Origin of the sequence: uncultured Lutibacter sp., from assembly GCF_947495725.1 — a bacterium.
Lineage (GTDB): Bacteria > Bacteroidota > Bacteroidia > Flavobacteriales > Flavobacteriaceae > Lutibacter.
Genome location: NZ_CANLZZ010000004.1, coordinates 93,595 through 113,088 on the forward strand (window position 1 = coordinate 93,595; position 19,494 = coordinate 113,088).

The window sequence follows — 19,494 nt, forward strand, 5'->3', positions numbered from 1 at the left end:
ACAATTATTAAGTTCTTGAAAATTTATTCAGCCATCAAATATAAGGTTATTCTCTCAAATTTATCTAGTGGAAATCCATCTATTTTTTTTAGCTCATTTATAGATTGAATTTCTGCAACCTCGGTTTTATAATCAAGTATTTTTTTTGTTAATTCATAGTCTACATAAACAATAGATAATATCTCTTTAAAAGAAGCAGTGTTTACATTAAGCTTTTTAATTCTTGGCAACTCCAAAACCTTAAAGTATTTAAGAACTTCATCAGCAACTTTTTTATCTAAATTCCAAACTTCATATAGTTGGCTATTATATGAGTAGCCTTGCAGCTTTTTTCTGTAATCGAGAATTCTTTTTGCTAATTTATCCCCAATACCTCTTATTTTTATTAAATCTTCAGCATTAACTCTATTAATATCTTTTTCGTTAATTACAATTTTAGTTGATTCTACAGCTTTTAATTTGGTATTTTTCTTTTTAGAAGTGACCCATTCGGGGAATTTAAAAAATGGACTAATAGCATTTAATAAACTATCACTAATTTTAGTTATCAATTGAAATTCATTTACAGAATTAACAAACTTCCCCGACTGTCTATAATTTAATAAGCGATCGATTTCGTCAATACTCATTCCGAGTTGATAACCTTTAAAATCTGTAATATAATTTGGATTAAATGGATATAATTTTGGTTTAGATTCTTCTAATTGAATTTTCACCAATGAATCCATTTCATTTTGAAAAGCTAGCCGTTTAAATTCCGAAACGTCCGCAACATCTTTTGAGGAAAAATCTACAAACCAAAATACTATTTGTAAAGTTAAAATAATGAATAATAAAAAGAATACCCCATTTCGTTGTCGTTTATTTAAATCGAAATTGGATCTAAAATTATTCATATCATATCACTTTTTTCTCTACTAATTCTATTCTTTATTTAAATTTTTAATAGCCGTCAAATACTTGTTTAATTCTTCTTTAACCTTTGGCGCTAAAATTACTAAACCTACCATATTTGGTACCATCATTGCAAAAATCATAGCATCAGAAAAACCAATTACCGATCCAAGGCTTGCTGCCGAACCTACCACTACAAATACAAGAAATAGTAACTTATAAGTATATTCCATTTTTTTAGATCTTCCAAACAAATATGCCCAACCTTGAAAACCATAATACGACCAAGAAATCATGGTAGAAAATGCAAATAGCACAACTGCAACTGTTAGTACGTAAGGAAACCAAGAAATTACAGATGCAAACGCCCCAGACGTTAACAAAATTGCCTGAGCATCATTTAAACTAGCATTTTCAGCAGCAACATTTCCTGTTATCACCAAAACCAGCGCTGTCATGGTGCAAACAACAACCGTATCTATAAAAGGCTCTAATAACGCTACCATTCCTTCTGAAGCTGCATATTCTGTTTTTACAGCAGCATGTGCAATTGATGCTGAACCAATACCTGCTTCATTTGAAAAAGCTGCTCTTCTAAATCCTTGCACTAAAACACCAACAAAACCACCGGCAACACCTTGTGGACTAAAAGCCCCGTTAAATATTTGAATAAATGCATCTCCAATCATATCATATTTTACTATCAACACAAAAATTGAAGCAGCAACATATATAACTACCATAAATGGTACAATCTTATCGGTAACTTTAGCTATTTTTTTAATACCTCCAATAATTACTACACCTACCAAAATAGCCATAACCAATCCAAAAAGCCAACCTTTTTCATGTAAAAACGAAGCGTCTCCTCCAGTAATATTTTCAACTAATTGAAAAGCTTGGTTTGCTTGAAACATATTTCCCCCTCCAAATGAACCTCCAATTACAAATACCGCAAATAAAGCCGCTAAAACTTTCCCTAATTTACCTAAGCCTTTTGAATCAAGCCCTTTGGTTAAATAATACATTGGCCCACCATATACGGTTCCGTCTGATTCAATATCTCTATATTTTACGCCCAGTGTACATTCCACAAATTTAGATGCCATTCCTAAAAAACCTGCAATAATCATCCAAAAAGTAGCACCCGCACCTCCAATAGATACTGCAATTGCCACTCCAGCAATATTACCTAAACCAACTGTTGCAGATAATGCGGCTGTTAATGCTTGAAAATGAGAAACCTCACCTACATGACCTTCTACTCTAATTGTATCTGGATTATCTCCATCATCTGTAAAAACAGAATCAGAAACTTCAACTTTATGATCTGTACGACCTTCTAAATCATCATAGTGCCCTCCTACAATTTTTAAAGATGTAAAAAAACCTCTTATATTAATAAATTTAAAATATATCGTAAAATATAACGCTCCCAAAATTAGAGGGAAAAGAACCCAAAATACCTTTATATTTTCTGAAAAAGGTATTTGATAAAAAATAAAATTAACAAACCAACCTGTTGCATCTCCAAAGGCTTCATCAATTTGTTCATCTAATCCTTTTTTTACAATTTTTTGTCCGAAAGTTAAGTATGGGAGAATTAAGGTTATTAATAAGAAAATTTTATTTCTCATAATCGCTGTTTATTTTTAAAAATCCCTGCAATATGGCAAAAAAATGATGTTACCACAAGTTTTTAACAAATAATACAGAAATCTGTTACCATTCTAAATAAAAAAATGAAAATAAAAAAATCACTAGAAAACTTCCCTTAATTGTTTAATTTGTCCTTTGTTTCCTAAAACAATTAGATAAGTATCTCTTTTAAGTATTGTTGAAGCCTCAGGATTTATAATATACTCATTATCTTCTGTTTTAAATCCGATAACATTACAACCTGTCTTTTTCCGTAAATCAAGATCTAAAATTGTTTTTGAAATAAACTCTGTAGGCAAATCATTTACTGAAATCTCCTCCAAATTCGCTTCTATTTGACCAGCTATTGTTAATCTATCAACAAATTCAACTAAATCTGGTGTAACAACTAAAGAAGCCATGTGAGCTCCGCCCAATTTGTCTGGCATTATAACATTTGTTGCTCCTGCAAACTTTAATTTACTATAAGAAGATTCATTACTTGCTCTACTTATAATAGTGCATTCTTTATTGTATTGTCTTGCGGTTAACACTACAAATAAATTGTCAGCGTCCGAAGGCAATGCTGTAATTAAACTTCTGGCATTTTTTATTCCTGCGAGAATTAGATCATCATCATTTGTTGCATCTCCTTCAATATATAAAACCTCATCTCTTTCCAAATCGGTCAACTCATTTTGTCTTTTTTCAACAATTACACACGGTTGATTAAATTGTTTAAGCTTATTAACCGCTTGCTTTCCGTTTCTACCGTAACCACATACTATTGTGTGATTTTTTAATAAACCAATTTGTTCTTGCACTTTTTTTCTTTTTAATTTTTCAAAAAAACGACCATTTGCTAAATACTCTGTTAAAATTGATACTGTATAACCATAAGCTGTAATGCTTATTAAAATTAGAAATATTGTAAATAATTTTTCAGTTTGATTTAAGGGATGTAATTCACCAAAACCTACGGTGGTCATGGTAATTATTGTCATATATAATGCATCAATTACGGTATCTCCAGAAATAAAAACATACCCAAAAACCCCAATACTAATCACTAAAAAAAGTAGTGCAATTGCTTTATATAACTTTGAGGGTATAATTAACTTCATTTATAAATCGAAAACTGAACTTCTTTTTGTGTAAATTAAATCCTTTAAACGCAACAAAAATGCTAATGTTAAATAAATTCCAAATGAAAACCCCAATGTTACAAATGAAATGTAAATAAAAAAGAGACGTACATTTGATACGTTTATTCCTAATCTATCTGCAAATCGAGATGAAACGGCGAATCCGTGTTTTTCAAAAAAATGTCTTAAAGAATCAATCCAACTCAAACTTTAGTATTTTAACGCAAGATAATAATTTTAACTTTTTAGATATCTATTTTTTACAAACATTTTTAGTGGTTCTTTCCTTATCTTTAATATCCATTTTTATATTGCAAAACTTTAACTAAATTGCTCTTTTAATGCAAACCTCATAATAAAATGCAAAAAATAAATGCTTACGCTATAAAAAATAAGTTCTTTTTTATTTTAACCTCATTAATTGTAACTTGTTTTTTTGGTTACTCTCAACAAGCCAATATAACTGTGGAAGGTTTAATTATTGACGACACTAAAATAACAATTCCTTACGCTGCAATTGTTTTACAAAAAAAAGCAAAAGGAACCTCGAGTACAGAAGATGGCGAGTTCATTTTAATGGTTTCAGAGAATGATTTAACCGATACTTTAGTTGTAAATAGCTTAGGATTTAAGCCTTTTAAAATAATGGTAAAGGATTATTTAAACAAACAAGAGAAAATAATTAATTTAAAAGAAAGTACCATTTCATTAGCTGAAGTTAAAATTGTAAAGCCTGAGTACTATGTTATTAATGCTCTTAAAAATTTAAAACGAACAACTGTTAGCGACCAACATCAATTAACATTGCTTTATAGACGTGCGTCAAGTGAAGAAGGAAAAGCTCGTTTTTTTATTGAACAATACATGAAAATTCTTGATCGTGGCCCGTCTGTTACTAGAATGAGCCGTATTGAAATTCTTGAAAGCCGAAAATCAGCTGATTACAGATTTTTCAAGAAAAAAGAATTTCGTCATTCCGTAATTCCTATGACTATAAGAAATCCGGTAAGGCATCCTATATCAATTAAAAACACTAAATGGAAAAAAATTGGAGACTCTTCTTACGAAAACGAAGATGTTGTAATTATTGAAGCTAAACCTAAAGGGCAAGCCAAATTTAAATTATATATTGGTGTTGACACTTTTTCTATATACAAGATTGAAAACTACGCAAATAACTCATTATACATTTACAAAAAGAATAAAGATGGTAAACTTTATTTGAGCTATCATAGTAGACAATGGACTTCGGATGAAACAATAGATGAAAGTTTACAAAAACGATTAAGAAAAGATTCAAATAAAATTTCGGCAACTTATAAACACGAAGTTTTTATTTTAGATATTGAAACAAACAAGAAAAAAGCAAAAGTTCGTCATAACTTCGAAGCAGAGACCAATGATATGGCATTGCTTGAAATACCATATCACGAAGAATTTTGGAATAGTTTTAATTTACCTCCTGAAACAAAATATTTCAAAAAAATTAAAGAAGAATTAGAATCTAATTTTGGTGTTCCTTTGCAAACTCAATTTCAATATTCAAATAAGTAAGTAAGTTTAACTACATCTCTAAATTTCAGTTGCATTTAATTATATTTGCTTTTTTCAAATAATTTTATGTTAAAAGAGCAAGAGTATATTGAAGTTTTAGGCGCTAGAGTCCATAACTTAAAAAACATAGACGTTAAAATTCCACGAGAAAAGCTTGTAGTTATCACTGGCTTAAGTGGAAGTGGAAAATCATCATTGGCATTTGACACCATATATGCCGAAGGTCAAAGACGTTATATTGAAACATTTTCTGCATATGCACGTCAATTTTTGGGTGGTTTAGAACGTCCCGATGTAGACAAAATTGATGGGCTTTCACCTGTTATTTCTATTGAACAAAAAACAACAAACAAAAGTCCACGTTCTACTGTTGGAACAATAACAGAAATTTATGATTTTTTAAGATTATTATATGCGAGAGCTGCTGATGCATATTCTTATAACACCAATAAAAAAATGGTTAGTTATAGCGATGAGCAAATAAAAGAACTAATATTAAAAGAATTCGACGGAAAAAAAATTGTTGTCTTAGCCCCAATAATAAAATCGCGAAAAGGACACTATAGAGAACTTTTTGAGCAAATTGCCAAACAAGGATTTGTAAAAGTTCGTGTAGATGGTGAAATTATTGATATTGAAAAAGGAATGCGATTAGATCGCTACAAAACACATGACATTGAAATTGTAATTGACAGAATTGCTGTAAACGCATCTTCAGAAAAAAGATTAGAAGAAACAATAACCACAGCAATGTATTCTGGGGAAAATATATTAATGGTTTTAGAGCATGAAAGTAATATTCCACGATATTTCAGTAGAGATTTAATGTGCCCTGAAACTGGAATTTCATATCCAAATCCAGAGCCAAATACATTTTCTTTTAATTCTCCAAAAGGAGCTTGCCCAACTTGCAACGGATTAGGAAAAAACAATAAAGTAAATATTCAGAAAATAATTCCAAATAAGAATACATCAATAAAAAGTGGTGGAATTGTTCCTTTAGGAGAGCAAAAAAGTAGTTGGATTTTTAAACAAATTCAATTAATCGCTGATCGTTATAAATTTGAATTAACTGATCCTATTTCAAAAATACCAGAACAAGCTTTAGATATTATTTTAAATGGCGGCAATGAAAAATTTAAAATTACATCGAAAACAGTTGGAGTTACTAGAAATTATGAAATTGATTTTGAGGGAATAATTAAATTTATTGAAAATCAATACAAATCTAGCGAATCAACTTCAATAAAAAGATGGGCTAAAGATTTTATGGATGAAATTGACTGTGAATCTTGTCACGGAAATAGATTAAGAAAAGAAGCCCTTTACTTTAAAATAAATAAAAAAAACATTTCAGAATTGGCGCAATTGGATGTTTCGGAACTTGCTAATTGGTTTTCAAATATTGAAAAACAACTTTCCTCTAAACAACTAAAAATTGCTTCTGAAATTTTAAAAGAAATACGAACAAGAATTCAATTTCTTTTAGATGTAGGACTCGATTACTTATCTCTTGATAGAACATCAAAATCACTTTCGGGTGGTGAAGCGCAACGTATTAGACTTGCCACACAAATTGGATCTCAACTTGTAGGAGTTCTTTATATTTTAGACGAACCAAGCATTGGTTTACATCAAAGAGATAATGAAAAACTAATAAAATCGCTCATTAATTTACGCGATGTTGGAAATTCTGTAATTGTTGTAGAACACGACAAGGATATGATTGAACACGCCGATTTTGTTTTGGATATTGGACCCGGAGCGGGTGTACACGGTGGAGAAATAGTAAGTGAAGGCACTTTTAACGAACTTAAAACCCATGGTACATTAACTGCTGATTATTTAAATGGAACTAAAGAAATTGCCATTCCTAAAAAAAGAAGAAAGGGAAATGGAAAAAAAATTACATTAAAAGGTGCTATAGGAAATAATTTAAAAAATATTTCTGTCGATTTTCCATTAGGAAAATTAATTTGTGTTACTGGAGTTTCTGGAAGTGGAAAATCCACCTTAATTAACGAAACGCTTTATCCTATTTTAAATAAGCACATTTATCGTGGTGTTAAAAAACCGATGCCATTTAAATCAATTTCAGGTCTTGAACATATTGACAAAGTAATTGATATTGATCAATCACCAATTGGAAGAACACCTAGATCAAATCCGGCTACATACACTGGAGTTTTTGGAGAAATAAGGAGCTTATACTCAAAAACAAGTGAAGCTTCAATAAGAGGTTATAAGCCTGGACGGTTTTCATTTAATGTAAAAGGCGGAAGATGTGAAACCTGCCAAGGTGGTGGAATACGTGTTATTGAAATGAATTTTTTACCCGATGTACATGTTGAATGCGAATCTTGTCAAGGCAAACGATTTAATAGAGAAACCTTAGAAATTAGATACAAAGGAAAATCAATTTCTGATGTATTAAATATGACTATCGAAGAAGCAGTGGTTTTCTTCGAAAATATTCCAAAAATATATAGAAAATTAAAAACAATAAATGATGTTGGATTGGGTTATATAAAACTAGGACAGCAATCCACTACTCTTTCGGGAGGTGAAGCTCAACGCATTAAATTAGCTGCAGAACTTTCAAAAAGAGATACTGGTAATACTTTTTATATTTTAGACGAACCCACAACTGGGCTTCACTTTGAAGATATTAGGGTCTTAATGGAAGTTTTAAATAAACTAGCAAATAAAGGAAATACAATATTGGTAATAGAGCATAACATGGATGTAATTAAACTTGCCGATCATATTATAGATATTGGAATGGAAGGTGGTAAAAACGGAGGTAAATTAGTTTGTTTTGGTACACCAGAGGAGGTTTCAAAACATAAAAAAAGCTTTACTGCCAAATTCTTAAAAAAAGAATTAAATTAGGCCTCACAATAATATGTAAATTAACGTTATAAAAAGATAAATAATACATTATGTCTCCAAACGAAGATAGAAAAATAAGAGAAAAATTTAAACAAAAAACTTGGAACGAAGTTAAAACAAACGATTCTTGGGCAATTTTTAAAATAATGGCCGAGTTTGTTGAAGGTTTTGAACGTTTAAGTAAAATAGGACCTTGTGTTAGTATTTTTGGTTCTGCAAGAACAAAAGAAGATCACGCATATTATAAATTAGCAGAAAATATTGCATATAAACTTACTACACATGGTTACGGAGTTGTAACTGGTGGTGGACCTGGAATTATGGAAGCAGGGAATCGCGGAGCTCACAGAGGTAAAGGAACTTCGGTAGGTTTAAATATTGAATTACCTTTTGAGCAACATGACAATCCATATATTGATTCTGATAAAAGTTTAGATTTTGATTACTTTTTTGTTAGAAAGGTTATGTTTATAAAATATTCTCAAGGTTTTGTTGTTATGCCTGGTGGATTTGGCACTATGGATGAATTATTTGAAGCAATTACCTTAATTCAAACAAAAAAAATAGGTAAATTCCCTATTATTTTAGTTGGAAGAAAATTTTGGAACGGACTATTTGAATGGATAAAAAACACTTTGGTTATTGAAGGAACAATTAGCCCCGAAGATTTAGACTTAATTTCATTAGTAGATAATGAAGAAGAAGTAGTTGCAGTAATTGATAAATTCTACAAAAAATATAGCTTGAGCCCTAATTTTTAATTTTATTTTTTTGAATAAGTTAGCTTTTAATACCCTTATTTTATTTGTTATTTGTTTGAACAAAATTTACTGTCAAACAAATAACATAGATATACGCGCTAGCTTAAATTCTGAAACTAATGAAATTAAAATTCTTCAAGAAACTACATTCTATAACAAATCTGATAGTATTTTAAAAGAAGTTTATTTTCATAATTGGCCAAATGCATATAAAGACAAGCAAACTCCTTTAGCAAAAAGGTTTGTAGAAAATTATTCTAAAACGTTTCATTTTGCTAATGAAAAACTTAGAGGAAGTACAATAATTAATGGGGTTTCGGTAAATTTCAATTCCTCTACATATCAGATAACTGAAGAAAATCCTGATATTTTAAAAGTTGATCTTGGTTTTCCATTACAACCCAATGATTCTGTAAAAATATCGATGACCTATTTGGTAAAGATTCCTAGTAACAAATTTACTAAATATGGAGGTGATCTATTCGGTTATAATTTAAGATATTGGTACATGACTCCTGCTGTTTTCGACACTAAATGGCAGGTATACAATAATTTAGACCTGGATGATTTACACATGGATTATACAAATTATTCTATCGAACTTAAAATCCCAGATGAATTTCAATTAAATACCGATTTAAGCAGTTCTTATAAAACTGATAATAATATTAAAACCTATAGTTTAAAAGGCGAAAACCGATTTGACATCGAATTAAATATTGTTAAAATAAATGATTTTTATGACTTTGAATTTGATGGAAAAACAATTAGTACAAATATTATTTCACCAGATTTAAGCCAAGAAGTTCAATTGAGTATTTTAAAACGCGAGTTTTATTTTATACAATTATATTTAGGGAAATATTCAAATGATAAAATATTATTAAATCAAATTGAATATGACAAAAATCCTGTTTATGGTTTTAATCAACTTCCATCTTTTTTAGCCGCATATAATAATGCTTTTGAATGGGATATTAAAGTATTTAAAGTTCTTTCAAAAAAATATATAGATCAATTATTTTTAGTAAATAAAAGAGAAGATTATTGGTTGGCAAATGGTTTACACAATTATTTAATGATTAAGTATGTAGAGAAATACTATCCAGAAATAAAAGCAATTGGGAATATTTCAAAACTATGGGGTATTAAAAACTTTAGTATTGCAAAAATCGATTTCAATGAAAAATATCATTTTGTTTATCAGTTTGCAGCTCGTAAAAACTTAGATCAAGCACTTACCACTAGAGCCGATTCATTATCTAATTTTAATAGAAAAATTGCCAGTAATTATAAAGCTGGTTTAGGAATAAAGTATCTTGAAAGTTATTTGACAGACTGCTCTGTTCAGTCGGAAATTTTCAAATATTGTTTTTCATATTCAGGAAAAAAAACAAAAAGCAGTTATTTTTTAGATCAGTTAAAATCAAAAACTTCAAAAGATTTATCTTGGTTTGAAAATGATTTCCTTTTAACAAATAAAAAGATAGATTATACAATTAAACGTATAACCGAAAAAAACGATTCGTTAGAAATCAGTGTCCAAAATAGAAGGAATTTTACCGCTCCAATACAACTATTTGGCGTTAAAGACAAGGAAATTAAATTTACAAAATGGTTAACTGGAATAGATTCAATAACTAAAATTACAATTCCAAAAAATGGATTTGATAAATTATCTCTTAATTATAATTCGGAATTACCCGAAATAAACTTAAGAAACAATTGGAAAGATATTGACAAACCTCTTTTTAATAGACCACTTCAATTAAAGTTTTTTAAAGACATTGAAGACACTTACTATAATCAGTTATTTTATACACCTATTTATAAATTTAATTATTACGATGGTTTAGTTTTAGGAATGGCCTTTTCTAATAAAACTATTTTAAATAAAAATATAAATTATAAAATTTCGCCTTCCTATAGTACAAAAAGTAATACATTATCTGGTTCGGCAGTATTTCAATATGAATATCTTCCAGAAAACAAAAAAGTTGACAAATTTGGAATTGGAATTGTTGCAAGTAATTATCATTACGCCCCTAACCTATCTTACACGGCTATTAATCCATATGCATTGATTCAATTTAAAAGAAAAAGCTTACGAGATGTTAGCAGCAAAGTATTAATGACAACATTTACATCTGTAAACAAAGAAGTTTCACCTACAAGCACAGAAAACCCAGAAACTTATAAATATAATGTTTTAAATTTGAGGTACGGATATTCAAAACCTGCAATTATTGATGATGTAAGATTTTCAACAGGTCTTGAAGTATCTAATAAATTTAGCAAACTATCATTAACTGCTCGATATAGAAAATTAACAAATACAAACAGGCAATTTGATTTTCGATTTTTTGCTGGTGCCTTTTTAACTAATAAAACTGAAACAAATTATTTTAATTTCGCTTTGGATAGACCAACTGATTATTTATTTCAATATGATTATTTAGGAAGGTCGGAAACATCAGGTTTTTTTAGCCAACAAGTTATTATTAACGAAGGAGGATTTAAATCTAAATTACCTGTTGCATACGCTAATCAATGGTTGTCAACTTTTAATACAAGTGTTGGTATTTGGAGATGGTTAGAAGTTTACAATGATGTTGGTTTTGTTAAAAACAAGAATGAAAGTGTATATTTTGCTCACGAAAACGGCATAAGACTAAACTTTATTCAAGATATTTTAGAAGTGTATTTCCCTTTTTATTCAAATTTAGGTTGGGAAGTATCAGCTCCTCAATATAGTTCCAAAATAAGATTTGTATTAGTTATAAAACCCAAACGAATTTACAATTTTGTAAAAAGAGGGTTTTATTAGATTTAAAAAGAAAACCTAATACAACTTTCACTCTAAAGAATAGATATACTTTTTAAGCAAACATATTTTGTTTTAAAAGTATTAACCACACCTATCAATTACTTTACACATCCATTATAGAAAATCTTATATCCATATAAATACGGTACATTTTTAAAAACCACTTAAAATTTGTAATTTGCAGCGCCAAAAAACATCAATCCATGACATTAAAAACTTCAGCTTCAACAAAAAATAATTTGTCGTTTTCAGAATTCAAACAGGAAGTGTTAAACGATTATAAATTAGCTGTAATTAGCAGAGAATGTAGCTTATTAGGAAGGCGAGAAGTTTTAACTGGAAAAGCTAAATTTGGTATTTTTGGTGATGGAAAAGAGGTTCCACAAATTGCAATGGCTAAAGCCTTTAAAAAAGGTGATTTTAGATCGGGTTATTATAGAGACCAAACTTTTATGATGGCTTTAGGAGAGCTTACACCTCAGCAGTTTTTTGCGGCATTATATGCGCATCCAAGTTTAAAGGCCGATCCAATGTCGGGTGGTAGACAAATGGGTGGTCATTTTTTAACTCATAGTCTTGATAAAAATGGTGAATTTAAAAATTTAACCGAGCAGTACAATTCTACTAGTGACATTTCGCCAACAGCAGCTCAAATGCCAAGAATGTTAGGTGTTGCCTACGCATCAAAACTATTTAGAGCTTTACCCGAAATTAAGAATCCAAAATTTTCTAATAATGGAAACGAAATATCCTGGGGAACCATTGGAAATGCAAGTACATCTGAAGGTGTATTTTTCGAAACCATAAATGCTGCAGGTGTTCTGCAAGTTCCTATGATAATTAGTGTTTGGGATGATGAATATGGTATTTCAGTTCCTGCTAAATTTCAAACTACTAAAGAAAATATTTCAGAAATTTTAAAAGGATTTCAACAAGACGAAAAAGGAAAAGGTTATGAAATTATAGTTGTTGAAGGTTGGGATTATCCTAAACTTATTGACACCTATAGTCGTGCTGCCACAATTGCACGAGAAAAACACATACCTGTTCTTATACATGTTAAAGATTTAACGCAACCTCAAGGACATTCTACCTCTGGGTCGCATGAAAGATACAAAACTAAAGAACGTTTAGTTTGGGAAAAACAATACGATTGTATTTCAAAAATGCGTGATTGGATTTTCGAATTTGAGTTAGAAGATTCTAACAATAATATATTAAAATTTGTTGAGTCTGAATCAGAATTAATTAAAATTGAAAAAGAAGCAAAAAAATTAGTATCTGCTGCAAGAAGAGAAGCTTGGAATGCGTTTTTAACTCCTATAAACGATCAAAAAATTAGGTTAAAAAATATTTTAGATAAACTTTCGACCAAGAGCTCAAATAAAGTTTTTATAAATAATTTAGCTGCTCAACTTGATATTATAAGAGAACCTTCAAGAAAAGATCTGTTATCTACAGCTAGAAAAGCAGTGGTATATGTTAGAGATGAATCTTCTACCGAAAAAATCCAATTACAAAATTGGATAAAAAGCTATTTACAATCCGAACAACCCAAATTTAGTTCACATTTATACAGTGAAACAAATAAAAAAGTATCACATGTAGAAGAAATATTACCAACATACGATCACGATGCTGAGCTAGTTGATGCTCGAATAATTATAAAAGACAACTTTGATACATTGTTTTCAAAATATAACAATCTATTTATTTTTGGTGAAGATGCAGGAAATATTGGAGACGTTAATCAAGGTTTAGTAGGGTTACAAGAAAAATATGGCAAACTACGTGTTTCAGATACTGGAATTAGAGAAGCCACAATAATTGGACAAGGAATTGGAATGGCTTTAAGAGGCCTTCGTCCAATTGCTGAAATACAATATTTAGATTATGTATTGTATGCCTTACAAATTTTAAGCGATGATTTAGCTTCGCTATATTACCGAACCGTTGGTACACAAAAAGCACCGTTAATTGTTCGTACAAGAGGGCATCGCTTAGAAGGTATTTGGCATTCAGGTTCACCTATGGGTGGAATAATTCATCTATTAAGAGGAATGAATATATTGGTTCCACGAAACATGACAAAGGCAGCCGGTTTTTATAATACCCTTTTAGAAAGTGATGAGCCTGCTTTAATTATAGAAAACCTAAATGGTTACCGATTAAAAGAAAAACTACCTAATAATTTGGGCGAATTTAGAACGCCAATAGGTGTAGTTGAAACTATTAAAACAGGTACAGATATAACAGTGGTTTCATATGGATCTACGTTAAAAATTGTTGAAGACGTGGTAAAAGAGCTAAATCAGGTTGATATTAATATTGAAATTATTGATGTACAATGTTTACTTCCGTTTGATATTAACCATGATACTGTAAAGAGTATTCAAAAAACAAATAGATTAATTATTATAGATGAAGATGTTCCAGGTGGTGCAGCTGCTTATTTGTTAAATGAAATTTTAGAAAACCAGAATGCATACCAATATTTAGATAGTAAACCTATTACTTTAACTGCAAAAGCACACAGACCTGCTTATGGAACTGATGGTGATTACTTCTCCAAACCAAACTCCGAAGATATTTTTGAAACAATTTATAGTGTTATGCATGAAACAAACCCTTCTAAATATAAAAAACTATATTAGAAAACATATGTTACATAACGCTTAAACACTAACAAAAACGTCTTATCAGGCGTTTTTTTTATTACAAAACATCCAAAAATATTATGATAATTGTCATAAATTGATATATATCATATTTTATTCAATAAAAACACCTTAACTTTATGAATAATAGAATTCCGAGTTAATAAACACTATAAATATTATTAAAATGGCAAAAGTAAAAGGTGCAATTGTAGTAAACACAGAAGTTTGTAAAGGTTGTGAAGTTTGTATACCTGTTTGCCCAGAAGATGTAATAGGTATGACAGCTGAAGTTAATATGAAAGGGTATCACTACGCCTACATGAAAAACCCTCAGGCCTGCACTGGTTGCACAAACTGTGCAATTGTTTGTCCTGATAGGGCAATTTCAGTTTATCGAGTAAAAGTTTCAGCATAATGCTTTAAAATTATACATATGTCAGAATTAAAATTAATGAAGGGAAATGAAGCATTGGCCGAAGCAGCGATAAGAGCTGGAGTTGATGCTTATTTTGGTTATCCCATAACGCCACAATCAGAAGTTATAGAATACCTAATGACAGAACAACCCGAAAAACGTACAGGAATGGTTGTTCTTCAAGCCGAAAGTGAAATTGCAGCTATAAATATGGTATATGGAGCTGCAAGTACTGGAAAAAAAGTAATGACTTCCTCTTCAAGTCCGGGAATTTCATTAAAATTAGAAGGAATATCTTATATAGCGGGTGCCGAATTGCCTGCAGTTATTGTAAATGTTGTACGAGGAGGACCTGGTTTAGGAACCATTCAGCCATCACAAGCAGATTATTTTCAATCGGTAAAAGGTGGCGGACATGGAGATTATAAATTATATGTTTTAGCTCCGGCTTCTGTTCAGGAAATGTCTGATTTTGTGGAAGACGCATTTGATATAGCATTTAAATATAGAGCGCCAGTTTTAATTCTTTCTGATGGTTTAATTGGACAAATGATGGAAAAAGTTGTTTTAAAAGACCAACAAGAAAGACTTACGGATGAAGAAGTAATAAAAAAATATGATAGTTGGGCTACAACAGGAAAAACAAATAGAGAACGAAACATTATTACATCTTTAGATTTACAGTCTGAAAAAATGGAAGCCCGTGTACATAGATTAATGAAAAAATACGAACAAATGGAGCTTGAAGATACAAGGTATGAAGAATTTCAAACCGAAGATGCCGAGTATTTATTTGTTGCTTATGGCTCCAGTTCTCGAATTGCTCAAAAAGCCGTTAAATTGGCACGAAAAAAAGGAATAAAAGCTGGACTTGTTAGACCAATTACTTTATTTCCGTATCCCAAAAAAGTATTATTCAAACTAGCCAATCAAGTCAAAGGAATTTTAAGCGTTGAACTAAATGCTGGCCAAATGATTGAAGATGTACTTCTTTCAGTTGAACATAAAGTTCCAGTAGCACATTTTGGAAGAACAGGAGGAATTATTCACACACCAGAAGAAGTATTAGAGGCTTTAGAACAAAAAATTATTAAAAATGGAAGTATTAGACATCATAAAACCCGAGAATCAAGTATTCTGTAAGTCAAAATTAATGACAGACACCACATTGTCGTACTGTCCAGGATGTGGTCATGGAACGGCTCACAACCTTACCATGGAAGTAATTGACGAAATGGGAATAGTTGAAAACACCATAGGTGTTGCTCCTGTAGGTTGCTCTGTTTTAGCATATGATTTTATGAATATTGATATGACACAAGCAGCACATGGGCGTGCTCCGGCAGTTGCAACCGCAATAGCAAGATGCTGGCCAGAAAAGTACGTTTTTACCTATCAAGGTGACGGAGATTTAGCTGCAATTGGAACTGCAGAAACTATTCACACTTGCAATAGAGGAGAAAATATTGTTATTATTTTTGTGAATAATGGTATTTATGGAATGACTGGGGGACAAATGGCACCAACCACTTTAGAAGGAATGCGGTCTTCAACCTCTCCATACGGAAGAGAAGCCAAAACAATGGGAATGCCCATAAAAATGACTGAATTAGTAGCCAATTTACCAGGAGTATATTATGCTACGCGCCAATCTGTACATACGCATAAGCATGCAAGAAAAGCAAAAAAAGCTATCAAAAAAGCATTTGAAAATACCCGATTAAAAAAAGGACTTTCTTTTATTGAAATTGTTTCAAATTGTAATTCTGGTTGGAAAATGAATCCTAACGAGTCGAATATTTGGATGGAAGAACATATGTTCCCATACTTCCCTCTTGGCGATATTAAAGTAAACGGAAAATTAAAATAATTAGTTATGACAGAAGAAATTATTATTGCTGGTTTTGGTGGTCAAGGAGTACTTTCAATGGGTAAAATACTTGCGTACTCAGGAATTATGCAAGATCAAGAAGTTAGTTGGATGCCTTCTTACGGTCCAGAAATGAGAGGTGGAACTGCAAATGTAACCGTAATTTTAAGCGACGAAAGAATAAGTTCTCCTTATTTACAATTATTTGATACTGCTATTATCCTAAACCAACAAAGCATGGATAAATTTGAAAAATCTGTAAAACCGGGAGGATTATTATTGTATGAACCTAATGGCATTCATAAACATCCTACACGAACTGATATAAATATTTATCAAATTGAAGGAAACAAGATTTCCACAGAAATGGGAAATAAAAAAATTTTTAATATGGTAGTTTTAGGAGCTTATTTAAAACTTAAACCTATTGTAAATCTAAAAAACGTGATTGAAGGTTTAAAAAAATCATTACCTGAACGTTACCACCATTTAATTCCTTTAAATGAAGAAGCAATTACTAAAGGAATGGAAGCTACAAAAGCTTATATCTCTAAAAAACACGAATATTCAAATTAATAACAATAGTTAACCATTTCAATATCGATTATTTTGTAGTAACTTCATCTGCAAAATAATCGATTTTTTTATGGCTAAAATTTTGGTAACCGGTGGAACTGGTTTAATAGGTAAACATCTTTGTAAATTATTAAAAAATAGAGGACATTTTGTAACTGTTTTAAGCAGAAGCAGAACAGAAAACCCATTAAGCTTTTATTGGAATATTAACGAAAATTATATTGATAATGAAGCTATTACCAATACTGATTATATTATTCATTTAGCTGGGGCAGGAATTGCGGATAAACGCTGGACTTCGGCTAGAAAAAAAATTCTTATCAACAGTAGAGTTGATTCTACAAATTTATTATTTAGGAAAGTCAAAGAACTAAACCCAACATTAAAAGGATTTATTGCCGCTTCAGGAATAGGTTATTATGGATCATTAACTTCAGAAAAAGTTTTTTCAGAAAATGATAACTCGGGAAATGACTTTTTGGCAACAATTTGTAAACTATGGGAAAAAGAATCATTATCGTTTCAAAATGAAAACATTAGAACTGTTATTTTGAGAACTGGTATTGTGCTATCCAAAAAAGGCGGTGCATTGGATAAAATAATGAAACCAATAAAATTAGGTGTTGGGGCGGCGATTGGAAGTGGAAAACAATTTATGCCTTGGATTTCAATAGAAGATTTATGCAATATGTATGTAGAAGCAATTGAAAATAAAACTATTAATGGCATTTACAATGCAGTTGCACCAGAACATATTACAAATAAAGGTTTTACAAAAACGATTGCAAAATTTGTAAAAAAACCATTATGGTTACCAAATATTCCTTCTTTTGTTTTAAAAATAGTATTAGGAGAACTTTCTATAATCTTACTTGAAGGTAGCCGTGTATCCAGTAGAAAAATAGAAAATACAGGATTTAAATTTAAACATTCAACACTAAATAGCTTTTTTAGTCAACTATTTTAATTAAAAAGATTGCCTATTTTTATTTTTATACGGACGAATTATTAACCTTGTTTCTCTATCAAATCGAATATAGTTATACAGCCAATTAAAAAAAACAACGGCTTTATTTCTAAATCCAATTAATGAAAACAAGTGAACAAACATCCAAACAAACCAAGCAAAAACACCTTGAAATTTCCAATTTGGTAAATCTACAACAGCCTTGTTTCTTCCTATAGTTGCCATTGAACCTTTATCGTTATATTTAAATGGCTTCAGTTTTTTACCTTCTAACTTAGCCAATATATTTTTAGCCAACAGTTTTCCTTGCTGAATGGCAGGTTGCGCCATCATTGGATGGCCATATTTATAATTTTCTGATGGCATACAAGCAACATCTCCTATTGCATAAACATTATTATAGCCATCAACTTTATTATACTCATTAACCTTAAAACGGTTAGCTCTTTCAACTAAGCATTCTTGCTCTAATCCATTAATAGATTCACCTTTTACTCCCGCTGCCCAAATTAAAGTTTGTGCTTTAAAATGATCTTCACCATTTGTTGTTACTGTTTCGCCATCGTAATTAACAACTCTTAAATTTTTCCAAACATCAACATTTAATTTTATAAGGTAATCTTCTGCTTTTTCGGAAGCTTTATTGCTCATTCCTTTTAAAAGTTCGTCTGAACTTTGAATAAGGTTAATTTTCATTTGACGAATATCTAAATCTGGATAATCTTTTGGTAAAATCCCCTTTTTCATTTCAGCCAATGCTCCCGCTAACTCGACTCCTGTTGGTCCACCACCAACAATTACAAAATTCATAAGTGCCAAACGCTTTTCTAAATTTCGTTCTAATAAAGCTTCCTCAAAATTTTCTAAAACCAAACTACGAATATTTAATGCCTGCGGAACAGATTTCATTTCCATAGCATATTTTTCTATAGTTTTATTGCCAAAAAAATTTGTTTTTGAACCCGTAGCAATAATTAATTCGTCGTAATTTAAACTACCAATATTTGTCTCAATACAATTTTTGTTGGCATTTATATTTTTAACTTCTGCAAGCCTAAAGTAAAAATTCTCTATATCATTAAACCGTTTTCTTAAAGGAAAAGCAATACTATCTGGCTCCAAGCCACCGGTGGCAACTTGGTATAATAATGGTTGAAATGTATGGTAATTGTGTTTATCTATTAAAACAACTTGTAATTCTTTATCTTCTAATCCTTTTGCCGCCGCTAAACCGGCAAAACCTCCTCCAATTATAACAACTCTTTTAAAACTAGTTTGTGGTATGTTCATTATAT

Annotated in this window: 15 protein-coding genes; 10 read left to right on the forward strand and 5 right to left on the reverse strand. The window is 30.6% G+C overall.

What is annotated here, in order from left to right:
• Nucleotides 1-23: 23 nt before the first annotated feature.
• The 4 genes from Q0776_RS09980 to Q0776_RS09995 all read right to left on the reverse strand — a co-directional run bounded on the left by Q0776_RS09980 (nucleotide 24) and on the right by Q0776_RS09995 (nucleotide 3,884).
• Nucleotides 24-896 carry a helix-hairpin-helix domain-containing protein gene (locus tag Q0776_RS09980; RefSeq protein WP_298367658.1) on the reverse strand — a complete coding sequence of 291 codons (873 nt, stop codon included), beginning with the start codon at nucleotides 894-896 and terminating at the stop codon, nucleotides 24-26.
• Nucleotides 897-923: 27 nt separating this feature from the next.
• A complete protein-coding gene (locus Q0776_RS09985) occupies nucleotides 924-2,531 on the reverse strand; it encodes an alanine/glycine:cation symporter family protein (RefSeq protein WP_298367661.1) in 1,608 nt (535 codons plus the stop codon).
• A gap of 123 nt (nucleotides 2,532-2,654) precedes the next feature.
• Entirely contained in the window at nucleotides 2,655-3,656 is a 1,002-nt protein-coding gene (locus tag Q0776_RS09990; protein ID WP_298367663.1) for a potassium channel protein, read from the reverse strand.
• Entirely contained in the window at nucleotides 3,657-3,884 is a 228-nt protein-coding gene (locus Q0776_RS09995; protein WP_298367666.1) for a PspC domain-containing protein, read from the reverse strand. It lies immediately after the preceding gene.
• Between the two features lie 153 nt (nucleotides 3,885-4,037).
• Between Q0776_RS09995 and Q0776_RS10000 the strand changes: the two genes are divergently transcribed.
• The 10 genes from Q0776_RS10000 to Q0776_RS10045 all read left to right on the forward strand — a co-directional run bounded on the left by Q0776_RS10000 (nucleotide 4,038) and on the right by Q0776_RS10045 (nucleotide 18,199).
• Nucleotides 4,038-5,231 (forward strand): carboxypeptidase-like regulatory domain-containing protein, encoded by a 1,194-nt coding sequence (locus Q0776_RS10000; protein ID WP_298367668.1) that lies wholly within the window; start codon nucleotides 4,038-4,040, stop codon nucleotides 5,229-5,231.
• A 66-nt stretch (nucleotides 5,232-5,297) separates the two neighbouring features.
• On the forward strand, nucleotides 5,298-8,123 hold the full coding sequence (gene uvrA / locus Q0776_RS10005) for an excinuclease ABC subunit UvrA (protein ID WP_298367671.1): 2,826 nt from the start codon (nucleotides 5,298-5,300) through the stop codon (nucleotides 8,121-8,123).
• Nucleotides 8,124-8,173: 50 nt separating this feature from the next.
• Nucleotides 8,174-8,884: a TIGR00730 family Rossman fold protein gene (locus tag Q0776_RS10010; RefSeq protein WP_298367672.1), complete on the forward strand. Its 711-nt coding sequence runs from the start codon at nucleotides 8,174-8,176 to the stop codon at nucleotides 8,882-8,884.
• 55 nt (nucleotides 8,885-8,939) lie between these two features.
• On the forward strand, nucleotides 8,940-11,711 hold the full coding sequence (locus tag Q0776_RS10015; RefSeq protein WP_298367674.1) for an aminopeptidase: 2,772 nt from the start codon (nucleotides 8,940-8,942) through the stop codon (nucleotides 11,709-11,711).
• A 203-nt stretch (nucleotides 11,712-11,914) separates the two neighbouring features.
• The gene (locus tag Q0776_RS10020) at nucleotides 11,915-14,365 is read left to right on the forward strand and encodes an alpha-ketoacid dehydrogenase subunit alpha/beta (protein ID WP_298367676.1); all 2,451 of its coding nucleotides are present in this window, start codon (nucleotides 11,915-11,917) and stop codon (nucleotides 14,363-14,365) included.
• A gap of 190 nt (nucleotides 14,366-14,555) precedes the next feature.
• Nucleotides 14,556-14,786, forward strand: coding sequence for a 4Fe-4S binding protein (locus tag Q0776_RS10025; RefSeq protein WP_298367679.1), 231 nt, complete (start codon nucleotides 14,556-14,558; stop codon nucleotides 14,784-14,786).
• A gap of 18 nt (nucleotides 14,787-14,804) precedes the next feature.
• Complete coding sequence (locus Q0776_RS10030) at nucleotides 14,805-15,929, forward strand: 3-methyl-2-oxobutanoate dehydrogenase subunit VorB (protein ID WP_298367682.1); 1,125 nt, start codon at nucleotides 14,805-14,807, stop codon at nucleotides 15,927-15,929.
• A 10-nt stretch (nucleotides 15,930-15,939) separates the two neighbouring features.
• A complete protein-coding gene (locus tag Q0776_RS10035; RefSeq protein ID WP_298367684.1) occupies nucleotides 15,940-16,656 on the forward strand; it encodes a thiamine pyrophosphate-dependent enzyme in 717 nt (238 codons plus the stop codon).
• A gap of 6 nt (nucleotides 16,657-16,662) precedes the next feature.
• Entirely contained in the window at nucleotides 16,663-17,232 is a 570-nt protein-coding gene (locus tag Q0776_RS10040) for a 2-oxoacid:acceptor oxidoreductase family protein (RefSeq protein WP_298367686.1), read from the forward strand.
• A gap of 70 nt (nucleotides 17,233-17,302) precedes the next feature.
• Complete coding sequence (locus Q0776_RS10045; protein WP_298367689.1) at nucleotides 17,303-18,199, forward strand: TIGR01777 family oxidoreductase; 897 nt, start codon at nucleotides 17,303-17,305, stop codon at nucleotides 18,197-18,199.
• On the opposite strand, the gene Q0776_RS10050 is transcribed toward Q0776_RS10045, so the two are convergent.
• On the reverse strand, nucleotides 18,200-19,489 hold the full coding sequence (locus Q0776_RS10050) for an NAD(P)/FAD-dependent oxidoreductase (RefSeq protein WP_298367691.1): 1,290 nt from the start codon (nucleotides 19,487-19,489) through the stop codon (nucleotides 18,200-18,202).
• Between the last annotated feature and the right edge of the window lie 5 nt (nucleotides 19,490-19,494).

Excerpts from the sequence above, each read along its gene's own strand:
- Q0776_RS10030 (WP_298367682.1), top strand. The coding sequence starts at position 14,805 with ATGTCAGAATTAAAATTAATGAAGGGAAATGAAGCATTGGCCGAAGCA.
- Q0776_RS10025 (WP_298367679.1), top strand. The coding sequence starts at position 14,556 with ATGGCAAAAGTAAAAGGTGCAATTGTAGTAAACACAGAAGTTTGTAAA.
- Q0776_RS10035 (WP_298367684.1), top strand. The coding sequence starts at position 15,940 with ATGACAGACACCACATTGTCGTACTGTCCAGGATGTGGTCATGGAACG.
- Q0776_RS09985 (WP_298367661.1), bottom strand. The coding sequence starts at position 2,531 with ATGAGAAATAAAATTTTCTTATTAATAACCTTAATTCTCCCATACTTA.
- Q0776_RS09990 (WP_298367663.1), bottom strand. The coding sequence starts at position 3,656 with ATGAAGTTAATTATACCCTCAAAGTTATATAAAGCAATTGCACTACTT.
- Q0776_RS10010 (WP_298367672.1), top strand. The coding sequence starts at position 8,174 with ATGTCTCCAAACGAAGATAGAAAAATAAGAGAAAAATTTAAACAAAAA.
- Q0776_RS09980 (WP_298367658.1), bottom strand. The coding sequence starts at position 896 with ATGAATAATTTTAGATCCAATTTCGATTTAAATAAACGACAACGAAAT.
- uvrA (WP_298367671.1), top strand. The coding sequence starts at position 5,298 with ATGTTAAAAGAGCAAGAGTATATTGAAGTTTTAGGCGCTAGAGTCCAT.
- Q0776_RS10045 (WP_298367689.1), top strand. The coding sequence starts at position 17,303 with ATGGCTAAAATTTTGGTAACCGGTGGAACTGGTTTAATAGGTAAACAT.
- Q0776_RS10020 (WP_298367676.1), top strand. The coding sequence starts at position 11,915 with ATGACATTAAAAACTTCAGCTTCAACAAAAAATAATTTGTCGTTTTCA.
- Q0776_RS10050 (WP_298367691.1), bottom strand. The coding sequence starts at position 19,489 with ATGAACATACCACAAACTAGTTTTAAAAGAGTTGTTATAATTGGAGGA.
- Q0776_RS10040 (WP_298367686.1), top strand. The coding sequence starts at position 16,663 with ATGACAGAAGAAATTATTATTGCTGGTTTTGGTGGTCAAGGAGTACTT.
- Q0776_RS10000 (WP_298367668.1), top strand. The coding sequence starts at position 4,038 with ATGCAAAAAATAAATGCTTACGCTATAAAAAATAAGTTCTTTTTTATT.